The organism is Pseudomonas sp. SB113, from assembly GCF_040754745.1.
Taxonomy (GTDB): domain Bacteria; phylum Pseudomonadota; class Gammaproteobacteria; order Pseudomonadales; family Pseudomonadaceae; genus Aquipseudomonas; species Aquipseudomonas grimontii.
On the sequence record NZ_JBFMHW010000022.1, the window covers coordinates 1 to 26,517 of the forward strand.

Genomic DNA, 26,517 nt, shown 5'->3' on the forward strand with positions numbered 1-26,517 from the left:
ACGACCATAGAGCATTGGAACCACCTGATCCCATCCCGAACTCAGTAGTGAAACGATGCATCGCCGATGGTAGTGTGGGGTTTCCCCATGTGAGAGTAGGTCATCGTCAAGATTAAATTCCGAAACCTCATTTGCGAAAGCAGGTGGGGTTTTGTTTATGTAGAAGTCCATGAATTTCATCGGCACGTTGCTGAAGCAACGCTCCGGTACACAGAATTTCTTGACGACCATAGAGCATTGGAACCACCTGATCCCATCCCGAACTCAGCAGTGAAACGATGCATCGCCGATGGTAGTGTGGGGTTTCCCCATGTGAGAGTAGGTCATCGTCAAGATTAAATTCCAGAACCCCTGTCTGCAATGCAGACAGGGGTTTTGTCGTTTAGAGGCTTTATGAACTCTGTAAGCGAACAGGAGATACGCCTATCCAACTCAAAAAATCAGGTTCATGGCGCCGACCTATTTTTAAGAGCGCGACACAGGTATTAATGAAAATTGGTCGCACGTTTTGAAGGGAAAAATTTTTACCTCTAAATCTTGTACGACAACCTTTGGTCGGCTTCCTACGTAAAAAGAAGATTCGTCCCACAATTCCCTAAGTTTTCCTCCTGCTTGGCCGAAAGCCTGATGAGCCATGCGTGCACCGAAATAGAGCGGCCCGAGACGCCGTCTATACCGTTACATGGAATGTTCCTCTCGGCACGCTCACCCCCTTTGGCAAAAAGAAGTCGATGAAATGAATCTCAAATTCAGTCATAAAATTCTGTTGGCCGCGTCAGGCGTTGTGGTTTTGGCCTTCGCGTTATTCACTCTTTACAACGATTATCTGCAGCGCAGCACCATCAAACAGAACCTGGAGTCGTCTATCCAGCAGTCGGGTGAGCTCACCGCCAGTAGTGTGCAGAACTGGCTTAGCGGTCGAATACTGGTGCTCGAAAGCCTGACGCAAAACGTTGCCCACCAGGGTAGTGCTGTGGATCTCCCGGGGTTGGTCGATCAACCGGCATTCACCTCGAACTTCCAGTTCACCTACGTTGGCCAAACAAACGGTGTGTTCACCCAGCGTCCGGATGCAAAAATGCCTGACGGCTACGACCCTCGTCAGCGTCCCTGGTACAAGCAAGCCGTGGCTGCCGATAAACCCATGCTCACTCCGCCCTATATGGCCGCAGTGGGTGGGCAGATCGTAACTATCGCTATGCCGGTGAAAAAGAACGGTGAGTTGCTCGGCGTGGTGGGCGGAGATCTGAGCCTGCAAACCCTGGTGAAGATTATCAATTCGGTAGACTTTGGCGGCATCGGTCATGCGTTTCTGGTCAGCGGCGACGGCCAAGTTATCGTAAGTCCTGACGAAGATCAGGTGATGAAAAACCTGAAGGACATCTATCCAGGTACTAACGTCCGTATTGAGAAAGTTAACCAGGAGGTAGTACTTAAGGGCCAGGATCGCATCCTGTCGTTCACGCCTATCAGCGGCTTGCCTGGTGCAGATTGGTATATCGGCCTGTCGATCGATAAAGACAAAGCCTACGCACCGCTGGGTAAATTCCGTACGTCTGCATTGATCGCCATGCTGATCGCCGTAGTCGCGATTGCTGTGCTCTTGAGCCTGCTGATTCAAGTGTTACTGCGGCCCCTTACCACCATGGGCATTGCCATGCAGGACATTGCCCAAGGTGAGGGCGACCTGACCCGCCGCTTGACGGTCACCAGTAAAGACGAGTTCGGTGAAGTGGGCAGTGCGTTCAACCGGTTCGTAGAGCGTATACACGCCTCGATTTCCGAAGTGTCTTCTGCCACACGTCAGGTGCATGACCTGTCTCAGCGTGTGATGGCGTCATCCAACGCCTCGATCATCGGCTCTGACGAGCAAAGCGCACGCACCAACAGCGTGGCCGCCGCAATCAACGAATTGGGGGCTGCCACCCAGGAAATCGCGCGTAACGCCGCCGATGCTTCACAGCACGCCAGCGGTGCCAGCGAGCAGGCCGATGATGGGCGTAAAGTGGTCGAGCAAACTATCCTGGCAATGTCGGAGCTGTCGCAGAAGATCAGCCTGTCCTGCACTCAGATCGAAACTCTGAACGCCAGCACTGACAATATCGGCCACATCCTTGATGTGATCAAAGGCATCTCCCAGCAAACCAACTTGTTGGCACTGAACGCTGCAATCGAAGCGGCACGTGCCGGGGAAGCTGGGCGCGGGTTTGCCGTGGTCGCCGACGAGGTGCGTAACCTTGCTCACCGTACCCAGGAGTCGGCTGAGGAGATTCATAAAATGATCACTTCGCTGCAAGTGGGTTCGCGTGAGGCAGTGACCACCATGAATGCCAGCCAGACCTCCAGCGAAGAAAGTGTCCAGGTGGCCAACCAGGCTGGAGAGCGCCTGGTCAGCGTAACGCAGCGAATTGTTGAGATCGACGGCATGAACCAGTCCGTTGCTGCAGCCACCGAAGAACAGACTGCCGTGGTGGAAACCCTCAACGTCGACATCAACCAGATCAACCTGCTGAACCAGCAGGGCGTGACCAACCTCAACGAAACCCTGAAAGACTGCGATGCGTTGTCGCAACAGGCCAATCGGTTGAAGCAGCTGGTCGATAGCTTCAAGATCTGACCCGCTGAGTGTCTGAGTAGGGGCGAGCCGTTTCGCTCCTACCGCTTACCCAGCAAGCGGCGAACATTGTCCAGCGCGCCGTCGGCGAAGCCCTGCACAAACTGTTCAAATCCTGCCTGCGCCGTGTCTATTGGGTCTGCAATGATGGTCCAGGTTACCCTGGAGCAGTGCGCTCCCAGCGCTTCTACCTTGATTGCCGCCCACAACCTGGCCACGCCCAGGGTGTTGTAGATCGTGGTCCAGGTCATGTGCATCGCGTGCTCATCCCGGCTATTGAGCTGTTCTACGACGCGGTTGCCATCGCGGAAAAATTTCGTGCGTAAAGCGCCCACTCCGGTGCCCGTCATTTCGATATGCGTCAGGGCAGGTATGAACGCATCGAAGCCTGCAAACTGCCCGACCATGTTCCAGAGACGGGTGGCATGGCAGTCGATCACCATAGAGGAGACTATCGGCTGGCCGTTCGGGTTATGAATTAACGTATCGGGTTGCAGCGGTTTCATGAAGTTGTCCTGAGCGGTTCAAAGAAAGCCGATGGCCTTGAGGTAATTGCAGCCTTTACTCAGCAGTGCCGGGTCTTTTTTGGGGTACTGCTCACCCATCTGCTGAACGCCGCGTTGCGCGTTGTCATGGCGGATCATCAGGGTGTCGCCGATGTCTTCATCCAGTCGATCAAGGTAAAAACCGAGCACGCCAAACATTGCATTGTCCTGGCTCACCGTTCGCAGCGCGCGCTGCCAATGCGCAGCGCTCACCCGTTCGAACCGGTGGCCCGCCCGGCTGAACGCGTCCAGGTAGCGCTCCCAACTCAATGGTTGTGGGTTGTGCAGGTTGAACACGCTTCTGTCGGCTTGAAAGCGGGTGCAGTGGAACGCAATGAAGCGCGCCACAAAGTCCACGGGCATCAGGTCGAAATTCAGATCCAGCCGAGGCAGCATGCCCAATTGCAGCGAGCCCTTGAGCATCAGCATCAGGCGATTCTTCTGTGGTTGGCAGACACCGTTACGGCTGTTGAAACTGATATTTCCAGGCCGATGGATGTTCACCCAGGCTCCTTGCTCAACTGCACGTCCCAGCACCCGCTCGGCTACCCATTTGGACAGGTTGTAGCCATTTCGGATGTACAGCGGCAGGGTAGTCGCCGCTGGAGCTTCGAGCACATGCCCCATCGTGTCGATGCTACTGGCGGCCGACAACGTCGAGACAAAGTTGAAGACCTTCTTGCAGTGGGTTTCGCACAGACGCAGGCATTCGAATATGGGGTTGACGTTGTCTCTGGCCAGTGAGGCGTAGTCCATGACGTGATTGACCCGTGCTGCGTTGTGCACCAGCGCGCCAAAGTCTGCGGCGAGGGCTTCATACACATCGCAGGCCAAACCCAATCGAGGCTGGTTGATGTTGGCGGGGAATACTCGTATCCGGCTCAAGTCCAGGTGTTCCAGGTGGTATTCACGCAACGCCTGGGTAAAGCGAGCCATCGCAGGATTCCCCGGCAATTCACGCACCAGGCACGCCACCTCCGTTGCACCGGCAGTCAATAACGCTTCGACAATATGGATGCCGACGAAACTGTTGGCTCCCGTCACGATCACCTTGTGTGGATTGCCTGAGCGGCACTCTTGCAACGAATTGATCACCCATTCCCGTTGAGCATCCTGGACCGCCTCGGCGGAAGATGAACCGGGTAGTTCACCATCCTCCATCAGCGTTGCAAGCGTACGAATCGTCGGTGCTTCAATGAAATGGCTCAACGCGAAACTACGGCCAAACTGCTCGCGAACACGCAGCAACAACGTCGACAGCAAAATCGAATGGCCGCCCAGTGCAAAGAAGCTTTCATCGATGGGCAACTGGCTGGTGGGCACGCCCAACAGCTCGCCCCATAGGTCGCGTAATCGCGCTTGAAGGGGTGTGCGCGCAGCGCGGGGAGTGGCCTGAAAAATGGAGTGGAAGGGTAGGGCCAGCAGTTCCTTGCGGTCGACTTTGCCATTGTTACAGTGCGGCATGGCTGGCAGTTCCACCCAGAAACCGGGTTCCATGTAGTCCGGTAGCCACTGGCGCGCGTGCTGCTGTAAGGCCGCCAACGTAGCGTTGGGTTCGGGTTGGGCGACGAAGGCGCAGATCCTGCTTTTTTGGTCGATCACCACTGCCAGCTCGCGATACAGCCTGCTGTTACGCAGGCACTGTTCAATCTCCCGGGGTTCGACTCGAAAGCCGCGGATCTTTACCTGATCGTCGCGGCGCCCACCCAGCACAATGCCTTCGGCGGTCCACTGCGCCAGGTCGCCGCTGCGGTACGCCCGCAGCGTTTGGCCGCCCGGCACCAACAGTTCGACGAATGGGCTGTTAGCCTGCGGCGGCGCATTCACATATCCCAGGCTCACGCCGGGCCCGACGATGTACAGTTCGCCCATCACCTGCTCATCCACCGGCTGCAGATCGTCATCGAGGATCAGCACCTGGCTATTGGCGATGGGGCGGCCGACATTACGATTGTTGTCATCGGGGGCGAACGTCCGGTGCGTAATCAGTACTGTTGTTTCGGTGGGGCCATAGAGGTTGTGAAGCTGGCACTGCCCTGCCAGCCGCTCGATTACATGGGGTTCGCAGGCGTCGCCACCGGTGAGCAGATGCGTAACGCCCAGGGGGTTATCCAGCGGTAGGATATTGAGCAGCGCAGGCGGCAGGAAGGCGTGAGTGACGCGCTGTCGGCGGAGCAATTCCACCAGTTGTACAGGGTCGCGTCGCTGTTCCTCGTTAGGCACGATCAACTCGGCGCCGGCAATCAGGGCGGGGAAGATTTCGATCAATGACGAGTCGAAACCCAAGGGGGAAAACTGCAAGACGCGGCTCCGTTCATCTTGCGTCATGCAGGACCCGAACCAGGCCGTGAAATGCGCCAGGTTACCTTGGCTGAGTAGTACACCCTTGGGCTGGCCAGTACTGCCCGATGTATAGAGCACCATGCACGGTATATCCGAACAAGGGCGATTGTGCGTCAGCGAGGACGCGAAGTTGGCGTTGTGCGGCTCGACGGTGCTGACATCCAGTGCAATGAAATGCTCGCGTAATGGATGCTGGCCGGCATCCAGCAATACGTGGGCCCCGGCGTTTTCGAGCATGGCCCGATGGCGTTGTGTGGGTTGATCAGGTCCCAGTGGCAGGTACACCGCGCCACTGCCCAGTACGGCAAGAATGCTGGCATACAATTCCGTGTTTTTTTCCAGGCATACGCCGATCACCGCGGGCGTCTCAAGCGCTTCCATCAGCGGACGCAATCGCTGCTGAATCGCCATGGCCTGTAGGTGCAGTTGGCGATAGGTTACGGTGTGCCCCGCAATGTTCAGCGCCGGCCGGTCGGCGAACAGATGAAGGCTGGCTTGCACGCGTTCGATCAGCGGTACCTGGGCTTGCTGGATCAGATCGGGGTTTGTCGTACGATTGAATCGATGCATAAATGCCAACGGCTCAAGCCCGTGCAAACTGTGCTCGGACCACTCAGTGGCAATCGCGCTCGTAGAGAGAGATTCGGGGTCACGTGAGAAGCCACTGACTAGCAGCGCGACCCAATCCACCAGCGCGTTTGTTGCGTGTTGACGCAGTCGCTGGCCGTTGCCACTGGGCTCCTCGGCGATGTCCAGCACGGCAGACAAACGTCGGTCATGGCCATAGGCGCGCAATTGCAGCGCGGGTAACCCACAGTCGGTTGACGGACCAACCCCCACTCGCAGACTTATACAGGTGGTTCCGCCCGCGTCATCCGGCAACGGCAGGCTACCGTCTTCAATCCACAGGTCGGTGGCCTCATCCCCCGACACATGGCCGTACTGTTCCAGCATTGGCCTGATTGCGCCAAGTGCCTTGCTTGTGCCGCACCAGCCGATTGTCAGGCGCCTCATGGCGACACCGACAGGTAGTCGTTCAGCACCTGCCCCACACTCGGCGTCTGCAACAAGCCGCTGTGTTGCAGGAAGCCCATGATATTGCCCATCAACGGGTGCTGGCGGGTGATGGGGAATGCCAGCGCCGATACTTCGTCGCGCAGCACGCCGCGCAGGTCCTCGCTGATGTCGAGGTGTTCGATCAGATGCAGGTCGAAGTTTTTCTGCAGGTCGTTGGTCAGGTAATGCGCCAGGAATGTCGGCAGTACGTGAGCGATGCTGTCACGGTCGTCCGGGCTCGCGGCCTGCCAGTAAATGCGCACCAGCCGCGTCCAGAACTGCGCGTGGCGCCCTTCGTCAAACAGGTGGTCGTCCATCAAGCCTCGTATGGAGGCCTTGACACTGCGGTCCTTGGAAAACGCTGCTACATCGTGGGTGACGGTGTTTTCGGCGATGGCCACGCCAATCAGCTCCACAGCATCGCTCAGGTGTGCGGGAGCCTGTGCCTGCGCCGCCGGCAGCGCGCGACTCAGTTCGATATGCCCGGGCAGGTCGAGCGGTTGTATGCCCGTCATTGCGACAGTCTGTTGCATGAAGTCCAGTGCCACCAAGGCGTGGTAGTCCTCGTCCACCACAACCGTCATCGCATCAACGCGACAGGCAAGGGGGAAGGGCAGCGAGAAGCGATTCTTGGCAATGTTGCGTGCGGTCTTGTCGACGATTTCGGTTTCGAAAATAACCACGTCGTTGATGAATTTATAGAAGCTTTGCACCAGCACGAAGTCGCGCCATTGCGGGCAATGTTCCACGAAGGTCGCGCTGAGTACCAAGGGCTGACGGCACAGCGGGTAGATCAGCTTGTCATCGTTTTCCAACCAGCGGCGAGGACGGGTTCGGATGGTTGCGCGGCGTTCCCAGTCGTCGGCAATAGTGGTGTAGCCAGCGGTATTCATGGGTGCACCTCTTGCAGCGCGGCCTGCACCTCGTCCCAGAACGTGATACGGCTTTCTACGGCGGCAAGGGCTGCGTCGTGGGCTTGTTGCGGATAAGTCGGGTCTGAGCCCACCAGGCGTCCGAGCAACTGCTCGGCTGCTGGCCCATGATGTTCAGTGTCCAACTCGATATGGCGTTCGAAGTAGCCACACAAGGTAGGTGCCTGGCGATGGATGAGCGTATCAGGCTGCAGGATGTGCTCGAACATACTTGGGATGACACGTTCACGACCGTGAAGGAATGCGGCTGCTACGCAATGGGTAGGAGCGTTCAGCGCAATGTGCAACGTGTCGCTGACGAAGCGTTCCGCGCCAGCAGGAACATCGGCCATGCGCAGGGCAGCGCTTGCTTCCACGCCTTGGTGCTGCAGCGCAACGAAACGTTTTATCGCCGAGGTACTGGCGCCGACCTCGACCATGGCTTCCAGGTACCACTCGAAGTGGCTGCAGTGGCCTTGCCTGGGATGGGAGTCTGACTCCTCGCCCAGCACTATCTCATTGATAAGGCGTGCAGCTTGCGGGTCGGCCGGTGGCAGCCAGGGCAGGCGAGTGCAGGTCAGGTCTTGTTGCAGGCGTTTGGTGAGTGTCATGAAGTCCCATACAGCGAACACATGGTTTTCCATAAATAGTTGTAACTTTTTCAGTGAAGTTATTTCCTGGAATAACGGATGACTGCATAACTGCAGTTTTCTTTGTTCAAGTAATGATTGGTACATGGTTGATGCCTATAAATTGTTGCGTTTGCTGTTAAAGCAGCATTGGATTTTTGTGAGTGACAAGGAGATAAACAGATTTAAACCAGGGTTGGCACGCACGAGCGCTCACACGTATGGCGCTGCGCCGTCGAATTAAATGTCTGGTTTAGTAAGGGAGAATAATAAGCGGGTTAAACAAATTGGCGAGCATATGAATGCAGTAGATGTTTTTCTAAATAATATAAGCTGTCGGCAAGTTACTTTATAAGAGTGGGAAGTTTCTTCGGCGCGGGGTACTACCCGATCAGGTAGTTAACCCCGCAGCGCTGTACGGGCAAGATGAGCGACCTTGTTATGGCGTCTTCTTACCGGTGGGTTCCAGGCTATTGAGATAGGAAGTGATCACGTCCATCCCGCGCATCAAGTGATTACGCAGCGTCAGGATGCTTTCCTCGACTTTCTTCTGTGCCACCAGGTTCAGCAGTTCACGGTGGTCTTCCTGGGATGTCTCACCCAGCCCCATCGCCTCGAGGTTGAAACGCAGGAAGCGTTCCTCTTCATTCAACCCATGCTCCACCAGCTTGAGCAGCCGCTGGTTGGGGGCCTTGCCATACAGGGTCATGTGAAACAGGCGATTGAGATGGCCAATCTCGGTGTAGTCTTTTTCCTGTTCCAGGGCACAGATGAACGTGTCTGCCTCGACGATATCGGCTTCGGTCAGCAAGGGAATCGACAAGCGCAGGGCTTCAGACTCCAGCAACATCCGCAGCTCATAGGTCTCAGCTGAATTGTCTTCGATCAAAGGTGCAACCACGGCGCCCTTGTGGGTGACCACATGCAGCAGTGACTGGGCCTCCAACTGGCGCAAGGCTTCACGCACCGGCATGCGGCTGACCCCGAACAGGCTGGCCAGCTCTTGCTGACGCATGGCGGTACCGCAGGGCAAGCGGCCATCGAGGATTGCATTGCGCAAGGTTTCTTCAATCACGGAGCGAGCAAGATGGGCGGGAATAGGGCCGGTGATCTTGATGCTGTTCAAAGGGTTCGGCTTCTGCGTCACGGTTACGCTATCCTCCTTATAATAGTGGTGGCTAATTGGATCCAATGCACACTAGAGGCTGCCCATAAGCTTGTCAAACGGGCACGGTTTCGGCTTGTAAGCGTTTCAACGCGCGACTCCGGCGGCCCACGCCTGGGTTTTGCCGGGTCTGACACGGCACTGAGATGTTACGACATTCCCGCATATAGATATTCTTTAACGGTATTTAAATTGCCGTTCTTATACCTATAAAGTCACTCTCCTGTCTGACCGGGAGTGAACTCATGTCCGCCACCTCTACTGTTCCAACAGCGACCCTTACCGCCCAAGCCTTCGAGGTTCGCCCACTGCCCGGCAGCGTGGGGGCCGAGATTGTCGGCCTGGATTTGTCCCTGCCGGTCAACGACCAGGATTTCGCCCGCATTCATCGCGCGCACCTGGATCACCACGTCGTGGTGTTCCGCGACCAGCGTATTACCCCCGAACAACAGATCGCTTTCAGCCGCCGCTTTGGCGTCCTGCAGATTCACGTGCTCAAGCAGTTCCTGCTGGCCAATCACCCGGAAATCCTGATCGTCTCCAACATCATCGAAAACGGCCAATCCATTGGCCTGGGTGATGCGGGCAAGTTCTGGCACTCGGACCTGTCTTATAAAGAGCTGCCAAGCCTGGGCTCGATGCTCCACGCTCAGGAGTTGCCGTCCGAGGGCGGCGATACCCTGTTCGCCGACATGCACAAAGCCTGGGACCAACTGCCCGAGCACCTGCGCAAAGCCGTTGAAGGCCGCAGCGCCGCGCACTCTTATACCGCGCGCTATAGCGAAACCAAATTCGAAGGCAACTGGCGCCCGACGTTGACGCCTGAGCAGCTTGCCCAAGTCGCGGAAGTGGTTCACCCGATCGTGCGCACTCACCCGGAAAACGGCCGCAAGGCGCTGTTCGTCAGCGAAGGCTTCACCACCCGCATCGTCGGCCTGCCGGAAGACGAAAGCCGCGACCTGCTGACCCAGCTCTACGCCCACAGCGTGTTGCCGCACAACATCTACCGCCACCACTGGCAGCCCCACGACCTGGTGTTCTGGGACAACCGCTCGCTGATCCACCTGGCCGCCGGTTGCCCGAGCCATCTGCGCCGCAAGCTGTTTCGCACCACCATCCAGGGCGACGCGCCTTTCTGATTCGGAGCATGACCATGTCCAGGAAAATTCCATTTGCACGGCTGGCCGCCACCGTCGGCCTGGGTGTCAGCCTGTTGGCCGGCAGCCTGGTCGCTCCGACGGCTGCACAGGCCGAAGGCGAGATCCGCATCGCCGAACAGTTCGGTATCGTCTACCTGCTGCTTAACGTGGTGCGCGACCAGAACCTGATCGAAAAATACGGCAAGCAGGAAGGCATCGACATCAAGGTCGACTGGACCCAGCTGTCCGGTGGCGCGGCGGTCAACGACGCACTGCTCTCCGGCTCGATCGATATCGCCGGTGCTGGCGTCGGCCCTCTGCTGACCATCTGGGACCGCACCCACGGCAAGCAGAACGTCAAGGCCGTGGCTTCCCTGGGCAACTTCCCCTACTACCTGGTGAGTAACAATCCCAAGGTCAAGACCCTTGCCGATTTCACCGACAAGGACCGTATCGCCGTGCCCGCGGTGGGCGTGTCGGTGCAGTCGCGCTTCCTGCAATACGCCGCCGCCAAGCAATGGGGCGACAAGGAATTCAATCGCCTCGACAAATACACCGTCGCCGTCCCGCACCCTGATGCCACCGCTGCCCTGATCGCCGGCGGCACCGAACTGACCGGGCACTTTTCCAACCCGCCGTTCCAGGACCAGGCACTGGCCAACCCTAACGTGCATGTGGTGCTGAACACCTACGACCTGCTGGGCCCGAACTCGCCAACGGTGCTGTTCGCCAGCGAAAAATTCCGCAACGACAACCCGAAGACCTACAAGGCATTTGTCGAGGCGTTGACCGAAGCCGCGCAATTCGCCCAGAACGATAAAGGCGCTGCGGCCGACACTTACATCCGCGTCACCAAGGCCAAGATCGACCGCGCCGAGTTGCTGAAAATCATCGACAACCCGCAGTTCGAATTCAGCGTCACGCCGAAAAACACCTACCCGCTGGCGGAATTCCTCTACCGCGTCGGCGCCATCAAAAACAAGCCTGAATCGTGGAAGGACTACTTCTTCCAGGACGCCAAGCCCCTGCAAGGAAGTTGAGATGAACGCGCCCTTGCAAGGCCACACGGCCAGCAACCTGCACACCACTACGCCGTTGCTGGCGGTGGATAACGTCAGCCTGGAATACCGCACCCCCGAGCGCGTGGTGCGGGCCACTCACCAAGTCAGTTTCGAAATCGACCCGGCGGATCGCTACGTGTTACTCGGCCCATCGGGTTGCGGCAAATCCACGCTGCTCAAGTCCATTGCCGGGTTTATCAAACCCTGCGAAGGCGAAATCCGCCTGCTGGGGCAAAAGGTCGAACAGCCGGGCCCGGACCGCATCGTGGTGTTCCAGGAATTCGACCAGTTGCCGCCGTGGAAAACCGTCAAGCAGAACGTGATGTTTCCGCTACTGGCATCGAAGACCCTACCGCGTCGCGAAGCCGAAGAGCGGGCGCTGCACTACCTCGACAAAGTCGGCCTCAGCGCCTTTGTCGATGCTTACCCGCACACGCTTTCCGGCGGTATGAAAGCCCGCGTGGCGATCGCCCGCGCCCTGGCCATGCAGCCGAAAATCCTGTTGATGGATGAGCCCTTCGCCGCCCTCGACGCCCTGACCCGGCGCAAGATGCAGGAAGAATTGCTGCTGCTCTGGGAAGAGGTGCGCTTCACCTTGCTGTTCGTCACCCACTCCATCGAAGAAGCGCTGGTGGTGGGCAATCGCATCCTGTTGCTGTCGCCGCACCCGGGGCGCGTGCGCGCGGAAATCCACAGCCATCAATACGACCTGCACAGCCTCGGTGGCGTGGAGTTCCAGGCGTCGGCGCGGCGGATTCATCGCCTGCTGTTCGATGAAGCGCCCGAGGCCGAACGTGAGTTGGGTTTCGCCGACATCCGCATCGCTTACTAAGAGGGCAGCCCAATGCGCCAGGAATACGAAATTACCCTTGAGCCGTTGCTCAGCGTCCCCGTGGAACGCGAACTGCCCTTGCGCCAACGCCTGTGGCAACAAGGCTGGCTGCGCAAGGGCTTGATCCTGATCGTGCTCGCGATCCTTTGGGAAGCCGTGGCGCGCTACCAGAACAACGACCTGCTGCTGCCGAGTTTCCTGCAAACCTTTCACGCGCTTTATGACGGCCTGCTCAGCGGCGAACTGCTGAGCAAGGTGAGCATCTCGCTGGTGGTGCTGATCAAGGGTTACCTGATCGGCATCGTGCTGGCGTTTGCCCTGACCACCCTGGCGGTGTCGACGCAACTGGGCCGCGACCTGCTGAGCACCCTGACCTCAATGTTCAACCCGCTGCCGGCCATCGCGCTATTGCCGTTGGCGTTGCTGTGGTTCGGCCTGGGGCAGAACAGCCTGATCTTCGTGCTGGTGCATTCGGTGTTGTGGGCGCTGGCGCTCAATACTTATTCAGGGTTCCTCGGCGTGTCCGAAACCCTGCGCATGGCCGGTCGCAACTATGGCCTCAAGGGCATGCGTTTCGTGTTGTTCATCCTGATCCCTGCGGCACTGCCATCGATCCTCGCCGGCCTGAAAATCGGCTGGGCCTTCGCCTGGCGCACACTGATCGCCGCCGAGCTGGTATTTGGTGCGACCAGCGGCAAGGGCGGCCTGGGCTGGTACATCTTCCAGAACCGTAATGAGCTGTACACCGACAAGGTATTTGCCGGGTTGGCGGTGGTGATACTGATCGGCCTGCTGGTGGAAAACCTGGTGTTCGACACCTTCGAGCGGCTCACCGTGAAACGCTGGGGCATGCAGCGCTGACACACCCATCCTGCTACGATTGCGGCCAGCTCACTCCCGACTGATCACGAGTGCTTGCCATGCAACTACCAGACATGAACCTGCTGGTCGCCCTCGACGCCTTGCTCGACGAGGGCAGCGTGGTGGGCGCCGCGCGGCGGATGAACCTCAGCCCGGCGGCCATGAGCCGCACCCTCACGCGTATTCGCGACGCGGTGGGCGATCCGATCCTGGTGCGCGCCGGTCGCGGCCTGGTGCCGACGCCCAAGGCCCTGCAGTTGCAGGGCCAGGTGCGCAACGTGGTGGAGCAGGCCGCGCTGTTGTTTCGCTCGGCGGACCAGGTGGACCTGAGCACCCTGCGCCGTCGCTTCAGTGTGCGCGCCAACGACTTTTTCATCGGCGTGTATGGCGGTCGACTGTTCGACACCATGGAGCGCATGGCGCCACTGTGCGAGCTGTGTTTCGTGCCTGAAGGCGACACCGATGATGAAGCGCTGCGCGAAGGACGGCTGGACTTGCGCGTGAGCAACACCATGCCGGTCACCCCGGAAGTGAAGGTGCAGAACCTGTTTTCCACCACCTTCGTGGGTCTGGCGCGGGAGAACCATCCGTTGTTTGACGAAGAGATTACCGCCGCGCGCTTCGCCAGCTATTCCCATATCAGCATCTCGCGGCGTGGCATCGCCCGTGGCCCGATCGACACTGCACTGAATGCCCAGGGCCTGGAGCGACGCGTGGCGATGATTGCGCCGGGCTTTCACGGGGCGATGTTCATGTTGCCTGACTCCGACTTGATTCTGCCGGTGCCCAAGGAAGCGCTCTACAGCGCCAATCGCCTGAAGCTGCCCCTACGCGCCTTCCCGTTACCGATCTCCTTGCCGACCCTGGTCCTGGCCCAATCCTGGCACCCGCGCTTCGACAAAGACCCCGCTCATAAGTGGCTGCGCGAAACCCTGCGCGAAAGTTGCCACGCCACCTGGCTGGAAGCCCAACCCACCTAAACATCAAGCGTACACAGGGCAAATGTGGGAGGGGGCTTGCCCCCGATTGCGTTGGATCAGATAGAAAATCTGTGTCTGGCACACAGCAATCGGGGGTAAACCCCCTCCCACATGTAGATTTGTGTCGGATTCAGGATTGTGTGTGGTGCAGTTATAAGCTGCCAATAAGTAACTTTTTGTCATGGATGTGCCTGATTAAACTGCTCGGGTATTTCTAATCCTGAGTTACCTGTTCATGACTTCCCTCGCTGCCCCCACCCTTGCGGCCGCAGCCAAACCCATCGCCATCACCCCGCCTGTATTTGGCCCGCGCATCATCATCGGCCTGGTCGGCGTGTTGCTCGCGGTGCTGGTGTCCGGTCTCAACGAGATGGTCACCAAGGTGGCCCTCGCGGATATTCGTGGTGCGCTGTACATCGGTTTTGACGAAGGCACCTGGCTGGTCGCTGCTTACACGGCCACCTCCGTGGCGGCCATGGCCTTTGCGCCCTGGTGTTCGGTGACGTTTTCCCTGCGGCGCTTCACCCTGTGCGCCATCGGCCTGTTCACCCTGCTTGGTATCCTTTGCCCGTTTGCGCCGAACTACCAAAGCCTGTTGCTGCTGCGTACCGTCCAAGGCCTGGCGGGCGGCGCATTGCCGCCGATGCTGATGACCGTAGCGCTGCGCTTCCTGCCGGCCAACGTCAAGTTGTATGGCCTGGCCGGCTACGCGCTTACCGCTACGTTCGGGCCGAGCCTCGGCACGCCGTTGGCGGCGCTGTGGACCGAATACGTCGGCTGGCAGTGGGCGTTCTGGCAGATCGTCGGGCCGTGCCTGCTAGCCATGGCCGCCGTGGCCTACGGCTTGCCGCAAGACCCGCTGCGCCTGGAGCGCTTCAAGCAGTTCAACTGGCGCGGCCTGCTGCTGGGATTTCCGGCGATCTGCATGCTGGTGATCGGCATTCTGCAGGGCAACCGCCTGGACTGGTTCGAGTCGGGCCTGATCACCTTCCTGCTGTGTGGCGGCAGCTTGCTGCTGGTGCTGTTCATGTTCAATGAATGGTCGCACCCGATGCCGTTTTTCAAGTTGCAGATGCTCGGCCTGCGTAACCTGGCGTTTGCCCTGATCGTGCTGGCAGGCGTGCTGATGGTGCTGACCTCGGTGATCATCATCCCCTCGAGTTTCCTCGCCCAGGTCCAGGGTTATCGCCCCCTGCAAACCGCGCCGGTGATGCTGTTGATGGCGCTGCCGCAATTGATCGCGCTGCCACTGGTGGCGGCCTTGTGCAACCTGCGTTGGGTCGATTGCCGCTGGGTGTTGGGGATCGGGCTGGGCCTGTTGGTGCTGTGCTGCGTGGGCAGCACGCACCTGACCTCGGCGTGGATTCGCGATGATTTCTACGGCCTGTACCTGCTGCAAATCTTCGGGCAGCCCATGGCGGTGTTGCCGCTGCTGATGCTCTCCACCGGCAGCATTCAACCGGCGGATGGGCCGTTCGCCTCGGCCTGGTTCAACACCGTCAAAGGCCTGGCCGCCGTGATTGCCACTGGCGTGCTGGATGCGCTGACCACCCAGCGCCTGCACTTTCATTCAACCATGTTGGTGGACCGCCTGGGTAACTCGCCCCTGGTCGACGGCAATGCGCCCGGCCTTGCCCACCGCCTGCACGAACAGGCCGTGGTGCTGACGTCTTCGGATCTTTATTACGTCATGGCCGCTGTCGCGGTGGCGTTGATCCTGCTGATTTTCTGGATGCCCACGCGGATTTTTCCGCCTCGCGCACCGACCTAGCCACAAGGATTTCCCATGAAACGCAAAGACAAAATTGCCGTCTCCGTTATCGCCGTGTTTGCCGTCGGCGTGCTGGTGTATCTGGTCGCGCCGGGCCTGCTGGGCAGCCAGCGCCAGACCACCAACGACGCCTTCGTCGCCGCCGACTTCACCCTGGTGGCGCCGCGTGTGGCGGGCTTTATCAAGGAAGTGCTGGTGGAGGACAACCAGCGCGTCAAGGCCGGCCAACTGCTGGCGCTGATCGACGACCGCGATTTTCGCGCCGCCGCCCAGGCCGCCGACGCCGACACCCTGGTCGCCCAGGCCCAGCTGAAAAACGCCACCGCGACCCTGGAGCGCCAAAGCTCGGTGATCGCCCAGGCCCAGGCCACCGTGGCGGCAGACCGTGCCGAAGTGGCCTTCGCCGAACATGAACTGAACCGCTACAACCACCTCGCCGGCGTGGGCGCGGGCACCGTGCAGAACGCCCAGCAAGCCAAGACCCGCATCGACCAGGCCACTGCGCGCCTGGCCAATGCCACGGCAGTGCTGGCGGCTGAACGTAAGCAAGTGGAGATCCTCGCCGCCCAGCGCGATGCGGCGGAAGGTGGACTCAAGCGTGCCCAGGCTGCGTTGGAAATGGCCAGCTATCAGCTGTCTTACACGCGCATCGTCGCGCCGGTGGATGGCATGGTCGGTGAGCGCGCGGTGCGGGTGGGGGCCTATGTGACGCCGGGCAGCAAGATCCTCGCGGTGGTGCCGTTGGCCGAGGCCTACGTGGTCGCCAATTTCCAGGAAACCCAGCTGTCCCCTATGCATGCCGGCCAGGCCGTGCAGGTGCGGGTCGACAGCCTCGACGGGGCGCTGCTCCACGGCCACCTGGAGAGCCTCGCACCTGCCACAGGCGTGACCTTTGCGTCGGTCAAACCGGATAACGCTACCGGCAACTTCACCAAGGTGGTGCAGCGTATCCCGGTAAAAATCGTCCTCGAACCCAACCAACCGCTGACCGAGCGCCTGCGGGTCGGCATGTCGGTTGAAGCCAGCGTCGACACGCAGCCGGTCAAGCAGCGTGAGGTGGCCCAGCAATGAGACACCTTGCCTGGCTCACCCTGAGCGTTATCAGCCTGGGCGCGTGCACCGTCGGCCCGGATTTTCAGCGCCCGCACACGCCGCACGCCACGCAGTGGAGCGAACCTCAGGGTCGACAAGCCGCCAGCCGCGCTGTCGGCGAGCCGCTGCAAGAGCGCTGGTGGGACGTGTTCCACGACGAGCAACTGTCGGCGCTTACCCGCCGGGCGCTCACCGATAACCTCGACCTGAAACTGGCCAGCCGCCGCCTGCAACAAAGCCGTGCGGTCCGCCAGGTGACCACCGCCGAGCGTTATCCCACTGTCGACGCCACGGGTGCCTACCAGCGCAAACGCAACAGCGGCAAAGGCTTGAACGACCCCTCCGGCGAAAACGGCCGTTCCGCGTTCAACCAGTGGGACGCGGGATTCTCGGCGTCTTGGGAACTGGACTTCTGGGGCCGCGTCAAACGCGAAACCGAAGCCGCCGACGCCACCCTGCAAGTGGCGGAAAACGACCGCCGCGCCGTGCTGTTATCGGTGCTGGCCGAGACCGCCCAGGACTACATCCAACTGCGCGGCGTGCAAAATACCCGCGCGGTGACCGAGCAAAACCTCGACGTCGCCCGCCACAGCCTCAAGCTCTCGCAACTGCGCCTGGCCGACGGCGTGGCCACCGACCTGGACGTCGCCGAAGCCGCCGCCCAGGTCGCTGCCATCGAAGCGCGCCTGCCGGATTTACAGCAACGCCAGGACCAGTTGATCAACGCCCTCAGCCTGTTGATGGGCGAGCCACCGCAAGCCCTGCACGCGCAATTGTCCAAGGACGCCGCCGTACCGCAGACCCAACACCAAGTCGCCATCGGCCTGCCGTCGGAACTCGCCGAGCGCCGCCCCGACATCCGCCAGGCCGAGGCGCGCCTGCACGCCGCCACCGCCAGCATCGGTGTGGCCAAGGGCGACTTTTACCCGCGCATCACCTTGTCCGGCAACCTCGGCTCCCAGGCCATGCAACTGTCGGATTTCGGCTCGTGGAGCTCCCGCGCGTTTGCCTTCGGCCCGCAATTGAGCCTGCCGCTGTTCAACGGTGGACGCCTGCAAGGCATGGTGAACCTGCGCGAAGCCCAGCAACAGGAAGCGGCCCTGGCCTACCAGCAAACCGTGCTGCGCGCCTGGCATGAAATCGACGATCAATTGACCCGCTACAACGCCAGCCAACTGCGCCGCGACAGCCTCGCCGAAGCCGTGCGCCAGAACCAGATCGCCCTGACCACCGCGCAGCACCAGTACGTCGAAGGCGTGGTGGATTTCGTCAACGTACTCACCGTGCAAAGTGCGCTGCTGGCCACGCAGGAGCAGTGGGTGGAGAGTTCCACCGGGGTGTCGCTGGCGATGGTGGGGTTGTACAAGGCGTTGGGGGGAGGGTGGGAGTCGGTCTACCCAGTGGCAATGGCTCAGCATTGAAATTGGAGTATCCGATGTAGGACCGTTCTTGATTTTTGCTGCCTTAAACCTTGGTGAACCTTGATCGTTAAGCTTTCAGTCCGATTATTACCTGTGAGCCTTTCCGATGTCTGTCATCGAAAACCCCTACGCGCCTCCACAAGCTGATCTGCGCACTCCAGTCTCCGCCATCCAACCTACATTCTTCGTGGTCGCGCCGCGCAAGCTGGTCCTGATGGTATTGCTGTCCCAAGGTTTTTATCTCTTCTATTGGTGTTACCAGCAGTGGGCCTGCTATCGGCGGGCTACTGGCGCAAAGGTGTTGCCGCTGGTGCGAGCGTTCTTCTCGGTGTTTTTTCTGTATTCGCTGGTGATGAAAATCAGGCAGAAACTGGCGCTTGACGGTACGCCGTACCGCTGGTGGCCGCGAGCCATGGCGCTGGGGCTTATTGCGTGTGGGTTGTTACCCTTTACCTACGTTTTTTTCGTCACCGCCATGACGGCAATGAAGTTGAGCGTGTGCTTGATGATCGTGCAGGTAGCGCTGTTCGTGCAGGTGCAAGGCGCGGTGAACCTGATCGAGGGCGACACACATGGCGAGGCGAACAATCGCCTGACTTGGGCTAACGCAATCTGGATCGTTATCGGGCTGGGCATGTGGAGCCTGGGCTTTATAGAGGCGTTTTACGAGCAAGGGCTGTCGTGATTGTCCTCAGGGCGCAGTGTTTTTTAAGACCGCAAAAGCATAAAGATGACAACGTCTTGCGTTGAACAACCTTCCTGTAGTTCCAGGCTGATCAGTTTGAACAGGATGACGATGTCTTGCCTTTTCATGGGGCCCCAAAAGCGAGCGTCCTCTGTCCGCGGACAGAGGACACTTTCTTGTATGGGTTGACACTCATGTCAACGGTTTTGCAAAAACACCACATACCCCCGAAACCACTCACTCCCCTGCAAATACCCCGGCTCCTCCCACTCCCCACCCTGAATCAAACCGATCTTGAACGGCAGCCCCATGCGGTTCATCCGTGGCAAATACGCCGCGTAATCCGGGATGCTCTGGCGCCCTTGATAAGTCTGCACCACCACTTCATCCACCACGCCCTTGAGCTGGGCGATGGCGGTGGGGTCGGCGTTGCTGCTCCAGTCCATCAGGCCGGTGATGCTCAGGCGCAGCTCAAAGGGCAGGCGCTGGCGCAGGTCGCGCAGGAAGTCGGCGTATTCGTGCAGGTATTGGGTGCGGGCGTCGAAGTCGATCTGGACGCCGACCACCGGGTTGCCCGCGTCGCGCCAGCGTTGTACCTGGCCGAGCAGTTGGGTGTAGACCTGTTCGGGCCAGTGCAGGGTGTGGGTGCGGTAGACCACCCAGACGTCGCCTCGGGTGAGGCGCGGTACGCTGATGCCTTGGGCGATCAGTTGCACGCCGCGCTGGGGCGCGCGGCGGGTGGAGTTGATCTGGCCCTGGAGGATGTACAGGGTCTTGGCCTGCTTGAGTACCGGCTGTGGCGCGACGCCGCTCCACAGCCAGAAGGCGTCATAGTCACGGGCATCGACGGCGCCGAACGCCGGGCTTGCCAGCAACAGCACGCCCAGCCACAGGCGTTTCACCAGTAGTACTGCAGCGATTTGCCCCACTGGGTGTCGGCGAAACCACTTTTCAGTTGGCGGAACCAGGCTTTGCGCACGGCGGGTTCGACGTCCTGGCCGCCGCAGCTGTTGTAGCCGGCCGGCGCGTAGCAGTTGATGGCGCGGAACAATGCGTAGGCTTTGTCGGTTTTCGGCGCCTTGGCGTTGGCGATGACCTGCTTGTAACCGTCGAGCCGCGAGAAGGTTTCACCCTTGAAGTCCGATGCGCTGCTGCCCAGGCTGCCGGCGGCGCGGGCCTGTTCCAGGGGCATGCCGTCCAGGCCGTTGCGCAGGATGAATTCGCCGAAGCAGTTCAGGGCCTGGGGGTTCTTCGCGTCGGTCTGCAAGGTCGCTGCGGTTTGCGCGATGCTCGGGCAGGCGTAGCCGGATTCGGCCTTGTCGCCGTTCCACTGGAACAGTTTAAGCGTCTGGCTGGCGCTGTAGACGTAACCCAGGCTGGTGCCCAGTTTGTCCTCGGGGGCCTGGGCCGGCAGTTGCTTGAGGTCCTCGGCGAACGTGGCGAACTGGCCGTGCAGCAAGTCTTTGTAGAGCAGCACGAATTGCGCGGTCTGGCGTTCCAGCGGATCGCTCGCCTGGGCGATCTGCTGGCGCAGCAGTTCAGCCCCGGCGACGTTGCGCAGCAGGATGTAGCGCACCTGCCTGGCACTGATCGGCGAATCGCTGGCGAACACCTTGGCCAGTTGGCCGCTGCGCTCGTAGTTCATGGCCAGGGCCAATTCCAGCTGGTCGCGTTGCAGCGGCAGCTTCGCCAGTGGCAACAGTTGCAGCCACACAGCCTCTGCGCCTTTCCAGTCTTGCTTGGCTTCCAGGGCCAGGGCGCGCAGGGTCTGCTGGCTGAAGGCGAAGTAGTTCAGGTTCGACGGCACGCTCTGCGGCAACTGCTTCAAGGCGGCGTCCGGTTGATGCTCGATGTACAGCGCGCACACGGCCAGCAAGTACTCATAGAGCTCTGGCTCGCCGGCGAACGCGGCCTTTTGCTTCTCGAGGTCGGCGCGGCTGAGGGCGGGCTGGTTGCCGCCGCGCATCACCATCAGGTCGCTGACGAGCTGGATCATCGGGGTCTTGACGGTATCGCTATTGACCATCAACAGCTTGAGGTCAGCTTCTTCTATCAGCTCATCCTCAGACACATTGCGCTGCTCGTCGGTGGCCGTCAGTGCCCAGGCGAACGCGTCGGCGAGCTGGGTGTTGTCGTCGGCCAGCCAGTACACCCGCCGCAGCAGGCCGTGGGCCGAGGCCGCGTATTCGCCCTGTGGATAAGTCTTCAGGTAGGCGTTAAAGCCCTGCTCGGCCGTGGCCAATGCGGGCTTATCCACACGGTCCAGGTGCGGCACGCCGTCTTCGTCATAGGTGTCGGCCTGGGCCTGGTTGAGCGCTGTGCGGGCGGTCATGTACAGCGCGGTTTCCTTCAGCCACGGCGATTGGGCACTGCCGACGCTGGCAAAGCCTTGCGCGGCTTCGGCGAAGCGGCCGCTGTAGAAATCGGCGGCGGCTTGCAAGTAGGTGCGAAACAGTTGGCCGTCGGCTGACTGGATCTGCTGCGGCTCGACGATCACCGGGCCATCCCAGGTGCAGGTGGTGAGCAGTTGCAGCCGCGCCTTCGCCAGCAGCTCGCGCTCGGCCGCCGGCATATCGGCCTTGACCACTTGGCGGATAAACGCCGTGGCGCTGTCATCGTCGTTGCTGCGGCAGCGGCTGCCTTCGCCATTGAGGAACGCTTCGCCGGCGGTTTTGTATTCCTCGCGCTTGATGCCCAGGGGCGTCAGCAGGGTGTCGAGCTCGGCGGTAGGCGAATCGTCCGAGTCGGGCTCAGTCTCTGCACTGGAGGCTGCGGCCAGGCGATACACCGGGAACGGCACCGGGCCGAAACCCTGGGCCAGGTCATCTTCGCTCAACGCCTTGGGCGCCAACGGCGCGGCCTTTTTGTCGGCCAGCAATAGGCGCAGGTTGGCCCGGCTGTCATTGCCTGGGCTCAGGAACGGCACGTTGTTGCAAGGGTCCAGGCTGTCACGCGAGACACGCCAGTCGGGGTAGCACGAATCGTCGGAACTGGCCTGGGCCTGCTGGGAAATACCGGCCAGCAGGGCCAGTGCCAGGGGAGAGAGAAAACCGATGCGCATGACGTGTCCTTGATCCTGGGTCCTTGGAGGGCGCCAATCATAACGTGTTCCTACTCAGGCTTCGGTGAAGCCCTACACAAATTGCTGATTTGTCGGGGGGGAAGAGTGGCAATTTAGTCTTGCTGCCCTAGACTGCGGTCATCTTCAGGGAGAAGCATGCGCATGACGCACCTACGTAAATGGATATTAAGTTTTTCCTGTGTGCTGGGTGTGGCAACCATGGCCATGGCCGACGATCCGCTGCTGGATCATCCCTCCACAACCACCGCCGCCAGCACCGACAGCGAAGCCCGTGGCGTATTGCGTGCCCGTGACCAGGCGATGTTGGCCAGTGAGCTGTCCGGGCGCATCGTCGACCTGCCGTTCAGCGAAGGCGAGTCGTTCAAGAAGGGTGACACCCTGGCGCGTTTCGATTGTTCGGCCTACCAGGCCCAACTCAATGCAGCTTCAGCCGCCAGCCGGGGTGCCGGTGAAGAGCTGGCCCATAACAAGCAATTGGCCGCGCTGAATTCCGTCGGGCGTTTTGAAGTAGCCCGCGCTGAGGCCAAGCTCTCCGAAACCCAGGCGCAGTCCCAGGTCTACCAGGTGCAGGTCAAGCGCTGCAGCGTGCTGGCGCCGTATGACGGCCAGGTGGTGCAGCGCAAAGTCCAGCGTTATGAAAGCGTTTCGGCGGGTGCGCCGCTGCTGGAAATCGTCGACAACCGCAGCCTGGAAATCCACCTGCTGGTGCCATCGCGCTGGATGGGCAAGCTCAAGCCCGGCCAGACCTTCAGCTTTACCCCGGACGAAACCGGCCAGGCGTTCAGCGCCACCGTAAAGCGTTTGGGCGCCCGCATCGATGAAGGTAGCCAGACGCTCTTGCTGGTTGCCGCTGTGACCAATGCCACGGGACTGATGGCGGGCATGAGCGGTACTGCCCACTTCGCGCAACTGCAATGAACGCCCCGATGCCGGGCAATACCGAGCGGGTATTCGCCCAGTTTCTGGCGCTTGAGCACCAGACCCGTGCCGCCCGAACCACCGAGCAGTTGGCCTACAGCCTGGTCAACGATGGCCAGCCGTTGTTCGGCTACCGCCATGCTGCGCTGCTGATCGCCGGCAAGGTGCGGGCGGTGACGGCGGTGAGCAGTGTCGATCCGAATGCGCCGTTTGTGGCGTTCGTCGAGCAGGCCGTGGCGCAATTGCACAAGCAGGCGCTGGTCCAGGCCGCACGGGTGGTACCGACCGAGCAATTGAGCGCCCAGGTGCAGGCCGACTGGCAAAGCCTGTCCGCCGGCCATGTGTTCTGGCTGCCTTTTATCGACCCGCAAGGCCGCGTGTTCGGTGGTCTGTGGCTGGCGCGGGACACCCCGTGGAACCCGGCCGAGCAGGTGTTGCTGGCGCAGTGGGGCGATACCTGCAGCCATGCCTGGCTCGCCCTGCAACCGCGCCAGCCGTGGCGGCTGCGCCTGACCCGCAAGCGCCAGGTGCTGGTGGGGGTTGCGTTGTTGCTCGCGCTGCTGATCCCGGTGCGCCAATCGGTATTGGCGCCGGCTGAAGTGGTGCCGCTGGCCGGGCAGGTGGTGGCAGCGCCATTGGACGGGGTGATCGCCGAATTCCTGGTCAAACCCAACCAGGTCGTCAAGACCGGTGACCTGCTGCTGCGCTTTGAAAGCACCACCCTCACGGCTCAGGCCGACGTGGCGGCGCGCGCCCTGGGCGTGGCCGAAGCGGAACTCAAGGCCAATGCCCAACGTGCCTTTGCCGATGCCGAATCCAGTTCGCGCATCGACCTGCTGGCCGCGCGGGTCGAGCAAAAACGTGCCGAACGTGACTATGCCCGCGAGTTGCTTAAGCGCAGCGAAGTGCGCGCCGAGCGCGACGGTATTGCGGTATTCGCCGACGCCGAACGCTGGACCGGCAAACCGGTGCAGACCGGCGAGCGCCTGTTGCAGATCGCCGACCCGGCCCAGGCCGAGTTGCGCATTGAACTGGCAGTGGGCGATGCGATTGCGCTGGAACCGAACGCCCAGGTCGCGCTGTTCCTCGACAGCGACCCATTGCAGCGCCATCTCGCTACCCTGCAACGCGCCGCCTACGAGGCCCAGCCCACTCCGGGCGGGCAATTGGCTTATCGCCTGGACGCGCAGTTCGATGGAGCGCCGCCGCGTATTGGCCTGCGCGGTACCGCGAAAATTTTTGGCGAGCGCGCGCCGCTGGCCCTGTACCTTTTGCGCCGACCGCTGGCGGGCCTGCGCCAGAGTGTGGGCCTGTGACGAGCCTACCCAAGCTGCGCGAAGACCTGCAACTGTCCAGCGCCGGCGCCGCCCTGGATGGCTCGCCGCGCTGGACCTTGGCCGATCCGGTGCGCGGGCGCTATTTCAAGCTCGGTGCCACCGCCATCCGCCTGTTGCGTCACTGGGCTTTGGGCGACCCGGAAAAAGTCTTGCAAGCCGCCAACCGCGAGCCGGGCCTGCCCTTGGGCGGCAGCGAGGTGGACGAGCTGCTGAGTTTTCTGCGCGCCCACGACCTGATCGCCGCCCTCGACCCCGAACAACGGGCCAGCTACCTGTATAAAGCCGCCGCACAGAAACAAAGCCTGGGGAAAGTCCTGCTGCACCAATACCTGTTTTTCCGCATCCCGCTGTGGCGTCCGGACACTTTTCTCAACCGGGCGTGGCCGTGGCTGGCGCGCTTCGGGCCGGGCCTGTTGCGCTATGGTTTGCCGATCATCCTGGGGCTCGGCGTGTTTCTGGTCGCGCGGGACTGGCAGCGGTTCCTGGCGACCTTCCCGCACCTGTTCAGCCTGGGGGGCGCCCTGGCCTTTGGCAGCGCGTTGTTTTTCGCCAAGCTGTGCCATGAGTTCGGCCATGCGTTCATGGCCAAGCGCGCCGGCTGCCGGGTACAGAGCATGGGCGTGGCGTTCATGGTGATGCTGCCGATGTTCTACACCGATGTGAGTGACGCCTGGCGCGTCAATGACCGCCGCTCTCGCCTGATGATCGGCGCGGGTGGGGTGATGGCCGAATTACTGCTCGCCTGTGTCGCGCTGCTGGCCTGGTCGCTGTTGCCGGACGGCCCGGCCCGCACGGCGGCGTTCATGCTGGCCAGTGCCACGTGGTTGACCACCTTGGCGATCAACCTCAACCCGTTCATGCGCTTTGATGGTTATTTTTTGATCAGTGACGTGTGGGGTGTCGATAACCTGCAAGGCCGCGCGTTCGCCCTGTGCCGCTGGCGCCTGCGTGAGTGGCTGTTCGGCTACGGCGAGCCGGCCCCGGAGCCTTGGTCGCCGACGATGCAGCGGCGCCTGCTGTGGTGGGGCTACCTGGCGTGGTTGTGGCGGGCGGCGTTGTTCCTGGGGATCGCCTTGGCGGTGTACCACCTGTTTTTCAAATTGCTCGGGATCTTCCTGATGCTGGTGGAGTTGGTGTGGTTCATCTTCCTGCCGATCTTCAAGGAATGGCGCGAATGGTGGAGCCGGCGCAGCCAGGCCTATGCACCGAGGGTGCTGCTGACCGGCCTGGGGTTGCTGTTGATCCTGCTGGCGCTGGTGGTGCCATGGCGCAGCGCCGTGGAGCTGCCGACGATGCTCGAGGCGGGACGCGCCAGTGCGCTGCATGCACCGGTGGCGGCGCGGGTCAAGGGGCTGAAGGTCGTCGATAGTCAAGCGGTGACTCAGGGCCAGGTGCTGATTGAGCTGGAATCCCCCGACCTTGATGCCCGGCAAAGTATCGTGCGCCGCGAAGTGGAGATCCTGCAGTTGCAGATGCGCCGCCAGGCGGGTCGCAGTGAAACGGCGGCGGACGCGGGCATCAATGACCAGCGCCTGTCCCAGGCCCTGGCCGAGTACCGTGGCCTCGCCGCGCAGCGTGAGCGCCTGCTGCTGCGAGCGCCCCATGCCGGCATCGTGCGCGATGTGCTGCCGCAGTTGAGCGTGGGCCGCTGGCTGTCACCCAAGGACGCGCTGGCGCGGGTGGTGGAAGACGGCGCCCGTCTGCGCGGCTATGTGGCTGAAGCCGAGTTGTGGCGCGTGGCGCCGGGGGCGACCGGGCGTTTTATCGCCGATGACCCGATGCACGCCGCCATCGCGGTGGAATTGACCGACATCGACGCCAACGGCGTGGCCTACCTGGATCAAGAGGCGTTGACCTCCGACCACCATGGGCCGATAGCCGTGCGCCGTGACGAAAACCAGCGCCCGGAGCCGGTACAGGCCCAATACGGCGCCCGCTTGAAAAGTGTGCAATCGATCCCGACGCCCCATCAGCCGCTGCGCGGTGTGGTGGTGTTACAAGGGCGCAGCGAGTCGGTGCTGGGCGTGGCCTGGCGACGGGTCGCCGCATTGGGGGTCAGGGAAAGCGGGTTCTGA

Annotated in this window: 20 protein-coding genes and 2 rRNA genes; 15 read left to right on the forward strand and 7 right to left on the reverse strand. The window is 61.0% G+C overall.

The window, feature by feature from the left end; all coding sequences use genetic code 11:
- The 3 genes from rrf (AB1462_RS24040) to AB1462_RS24050 form a co-directional block, all read left to right on the forward strand.
- Nucleotides 1-112: ribosomal RNA gene (gene rrf / locus AB1462_RS24040) — 5S ribosomal RNA — on the forward strand; the annotation flags it as partial.
- 107 nt (nucleotides 113-219) lie between these two features.
- A 5S ribosomal RNA gene (rrf, locus tag AB1462_RS24045) occupies nucleotides 220-335 on the forward strand.
- A 401-nt stretch (nucleotides 336-736) separates the two neighbouring features.
- A complete protein-coding gene (locus AB1462_RS24050; RefSeq protein WP_090401233.1) occupies nucleotides 737-2,617 on the forward strand; it encodes a methyl-accepting chemotaxis protein in 1,881 nt (626 codons plus the stop codon).
- A 38-nt stretch (nucleotides 2,618-2,655) separates the two neighbouring features.
- Here the strand turns inward: AB1462_RS24050 and AB1462_RS24055 are convergent, their stop codons facing one another.
- From AB1462_RS24055 to AB1462_RS24075, 5 genes are all read right to left on the reverse strand, one after another.
- Nucleotides 2,656-3,120: an SRPBCC family protein gene (locus tag AB1462_RS24055; RefSeq protein ID WP_090401232.1), complete on the reverse strand. Its 465-nt coding sequence runs from the start codon at nucleotides 3,118-3,120 to the stop codon at nucleotides 2,656-2,658.
- Nucleotides 3,121-3,138: 18 nt separating this feature from the next.
- On the reverse strand, nucleotides 3,139-6,516 hold the full coding sequence (locus AB1462_RS24060; protein WP_367248060.1) for an amino acid adenylation domain-containing protein: 3,378 nt from the start codon (nucleotides 6,514-6,516) through the stop codon (nucleotides 3,139-3,141).
- Complete coding sequence (locus AB1462_RS24065; RefSeq protein WP_259194412.1) at nucleotides 6,513-7,451, reverse strand: diiron oxygenase; 939 nt, start codon at nucleotides 7,449-7,451, stop codon at nucleotides 6,513-6,515. The genes AB1462_RS24060 and AB1462_RS24065 overlap by 4 nt, the downstream gene beginning before the upstream one ends.
- Nucleotides 7,448-8,206 (reverse strand): DUF3050 domain-containing protein, encoded by a 759-nt coding sequence (locus tag AB1462_RS24070; protein WP_367248061.1) that lies wholly within the window; start codon nucleotides 8,204-8,206, stop codon nucleotides 7,448-7,450. The genes AB1462_RS24065 and AB1462_RS24070 overlap by 4 nt, the downstream gene beginning before the upstream one ends.
- Before the next feature lie 331 nt (nucleotides 8,207-8,537).
- Complete coding sequence (locus AB1462_RS24075) at nucleotides 8,538-9,245, reverse strand: GntR family transcriptional regulator (protein WP_315338582.1); 708 nt, start codon at nucleotides 9,243-9,245, stop codon at nucleotides 8,538-8,540.
- Between the two features lie 263 nt (nucleotides 9,246-9,508).
- Here AB1462_RS24075 and AB1462_RS24080 point away from each other — a divergent pair, with 263 nt between their 5' ends.
- From AB1462_RS24080 to AB1462_RS24120, 9 genes are all read left to right on the forward strand, one after another.
- Nucleotides 9,509-10,402, forward strand: coding sequence for a TauD/TfdA dioxygenase family protein (locus AB1462_RS24080; protein WP_367248062.1), 894 nt, complete (start codon nucleotides 9,509-9,511; stop codon nucleotides 10,400-10,402).
- A 14-nt stretch (nucleotides 10,403-10,416) separates the two neighbouring features.
- Entirely contained in the window at nucleotides 10,417-11,442 is a 1,026-nt protein-coding gene (locus AB1462_RS24085; RefSeq protein WP_090401226.1) for an ABC transporter substrate-binding protein, read from the forward strand.
- A 1-nt stretch (nucleotide 11,443) separates the two neighbouring features.
- The gene (locus tag AB1462_RS24090; protein ID WP_367248063.1) at nucleotides 11,444-12,295 is read left to right on the forward strand and encodes an ABC transporter ATP-binding protein; all 852 of its coding nucleotides are present in this window, start codon (nucleotides 11,444-11,446) and stop codon (nucleotides 12,293-12,295) included.
- A gap of 12 nt (nucleotides 12,296-12,307) precedes the next feature.
- On the forward strand, nucleotides 12,308-13,156 hold the full coding sequence (locus AB1462_RS24095) for an ABC transporter permease (protein ID WP_012721565.1): 849 nt from the start codon (nucleotides 12,308-12,310) through the stop codon (nucleotides 13,154-13,156).
- 59 nt (nucleotides 13,157-13,215) lie between these two features.
- The gene (locus tag AB1462_RS24100; RefSeq protein ID WP_259194409.1) at nucleotides 13,216-14,136 is read left to right on the forward strand and encodes a LysR family transcriptional regulator; all 921 of its coding nucleotides are present in this window, start codon (nucleotides 13,216-13,218) and stop codon (nucleotides 14,134-14,136) included.
- A gap of 235 nt (nucleotides 14,137-14,371) precedes the next feature.
- Nucleotides 14,372-15,907 carry an MFS transporter gene (locus AB1462_RS24105; protein WP_367248064.1) on the forward strand — a complete coding sequence of 512 codons (1,536 nt, stop codon included), beginning with the start codon at nucleotides 14,372-14,374 and terminating at the stop codon, nucleotides 15,905-15,907.
- A 15-nt stretch (nucleotides 15,908-15,922) separates the two neighbouring features.
- On the forward strand, nucleotides 15,923-16,978 hold the full coding sequence (locus tag AB1462_RS24110) for an HlyD family secretion protein (protein ID WP_259194407.1): 1,056 nt from the start codon (nucleotides 15,923-15,925) through the stop codon (nucleotides 16,976-16,978).
- The gene (locus tag AB1462_RS24115; RefSeq protein WP_259194406.1) at nucleotides 16,975-18,420 is read left to right on the forward strand and encodes an efflux transporter outer membrane subunit; all 1,446 of its coding nucleotides are present in this window, start codon (nucleotides 16,975-16,977) and stop codon (nucleotides 18,418-18,420) included. The genes AB1462_RS24110 and AB1462_RS24115 overlap by 4 nt, the downstream gene beginning before the upstream one ends.
- A 106-nt stretch (nucleotides 18,421-18,526) precedes the next feature.
- On the forward strand, nucleotides 18,527-19,105 hold the full coding sequence (locus AB1462_RS24120) for a hypothetical protein (protein WP_090401220.1): 579 nt from the start codon (nucleotides 18,527-18,529) through the stop codon (nucleotides 19,103-19,105).
- Nucleotides 19,106-19,302: 197 nt separating this feature from the next.
- On the opposite strand, the gene AB1462_RS24125 is transcribed toward AB1462_RS24120, so the two are convergent.
- The gene (locus AB1462_RS24125) at nucleotides 19,303-20,007 is read right to left on the reverse strand and encodes a DUF3142 domain-containing protein (protein ID WP_259194405.1); all 705 of its coding nucleotides are present in this window, start codon (nucleotides 20,005-20,007) and stop codon (nucleotides 19,303-19,305) included.
- The gene (locus AB1462_RS24130) at nucleotides 20,004-22,166 is read right to left on the reverse strand and encodes an outer membrane assembly lipoprotein YfiO (RefSeq protein WP_259194404.1); all 2,163 of its coding nucleotides are present in this window, start codon (nucleotides 22,164-22,166) and stop codon (nucleotides 20,004-20,006) included. Before AB1462_RS24130 ends, AB1462_RS24125 begins: the two co-directional genes overlap by 4 nt.
- 162 nt (nucleotides 22,167-22,328) lie before the next feature.
- Here AB1462_RS24130 and AB1462_RS24135 point away from each other — a divergent pair, with 162 nt between their 5' ends.
- From AB1462_RS24135 to AB1462_RS24145, 3 genes are read left to right on the forward strand one after another with little or no spacing between them, the layout of a single operon-like run.
- The gene (locus tag AB1462_RS24135) at nucleotides 22,329-23,105 is read left to right on the forward strand and encodes an efflux RND transporter periplasmic adaptor subunit (protein WP_090409826.1); all 777 of its coding nucleotides are present in this window, start codon (nucleotides 22,329-22,331) and stop codon (nucleotides 23,103-23,105) included.
- On the forward strand, nucleotides 23,102-24,421 hold the full coding sequence (locus tag AB1462_RS24140) for an HlyD family efflux transporter periplasmic adaptor subunit (RefSeq protein WP_090401217.1): 1,320 nt from the start codon (nucleotides 23,102-23,104) through the stop codon (nucleotides 24,419-24,421). The genes AB1462_RS24135 and AB1462_RS24140 overlap by 4 nt, the downstream gene beginning before the upstream one ends.
- Entirely contained in the window at nucleotides 24,418-26,517 is a 2,100-nt protein-coding gene (locus tag AB1462_RS24145; protein ID WP_259194402.1) for an HlyD family efflux transporter periplasmic adaptor subunit, read from the forward strand. Before AB1462_RS24140 ends, AB1462_RS24145 begins: the two co-directional genes overlap by 4 nt.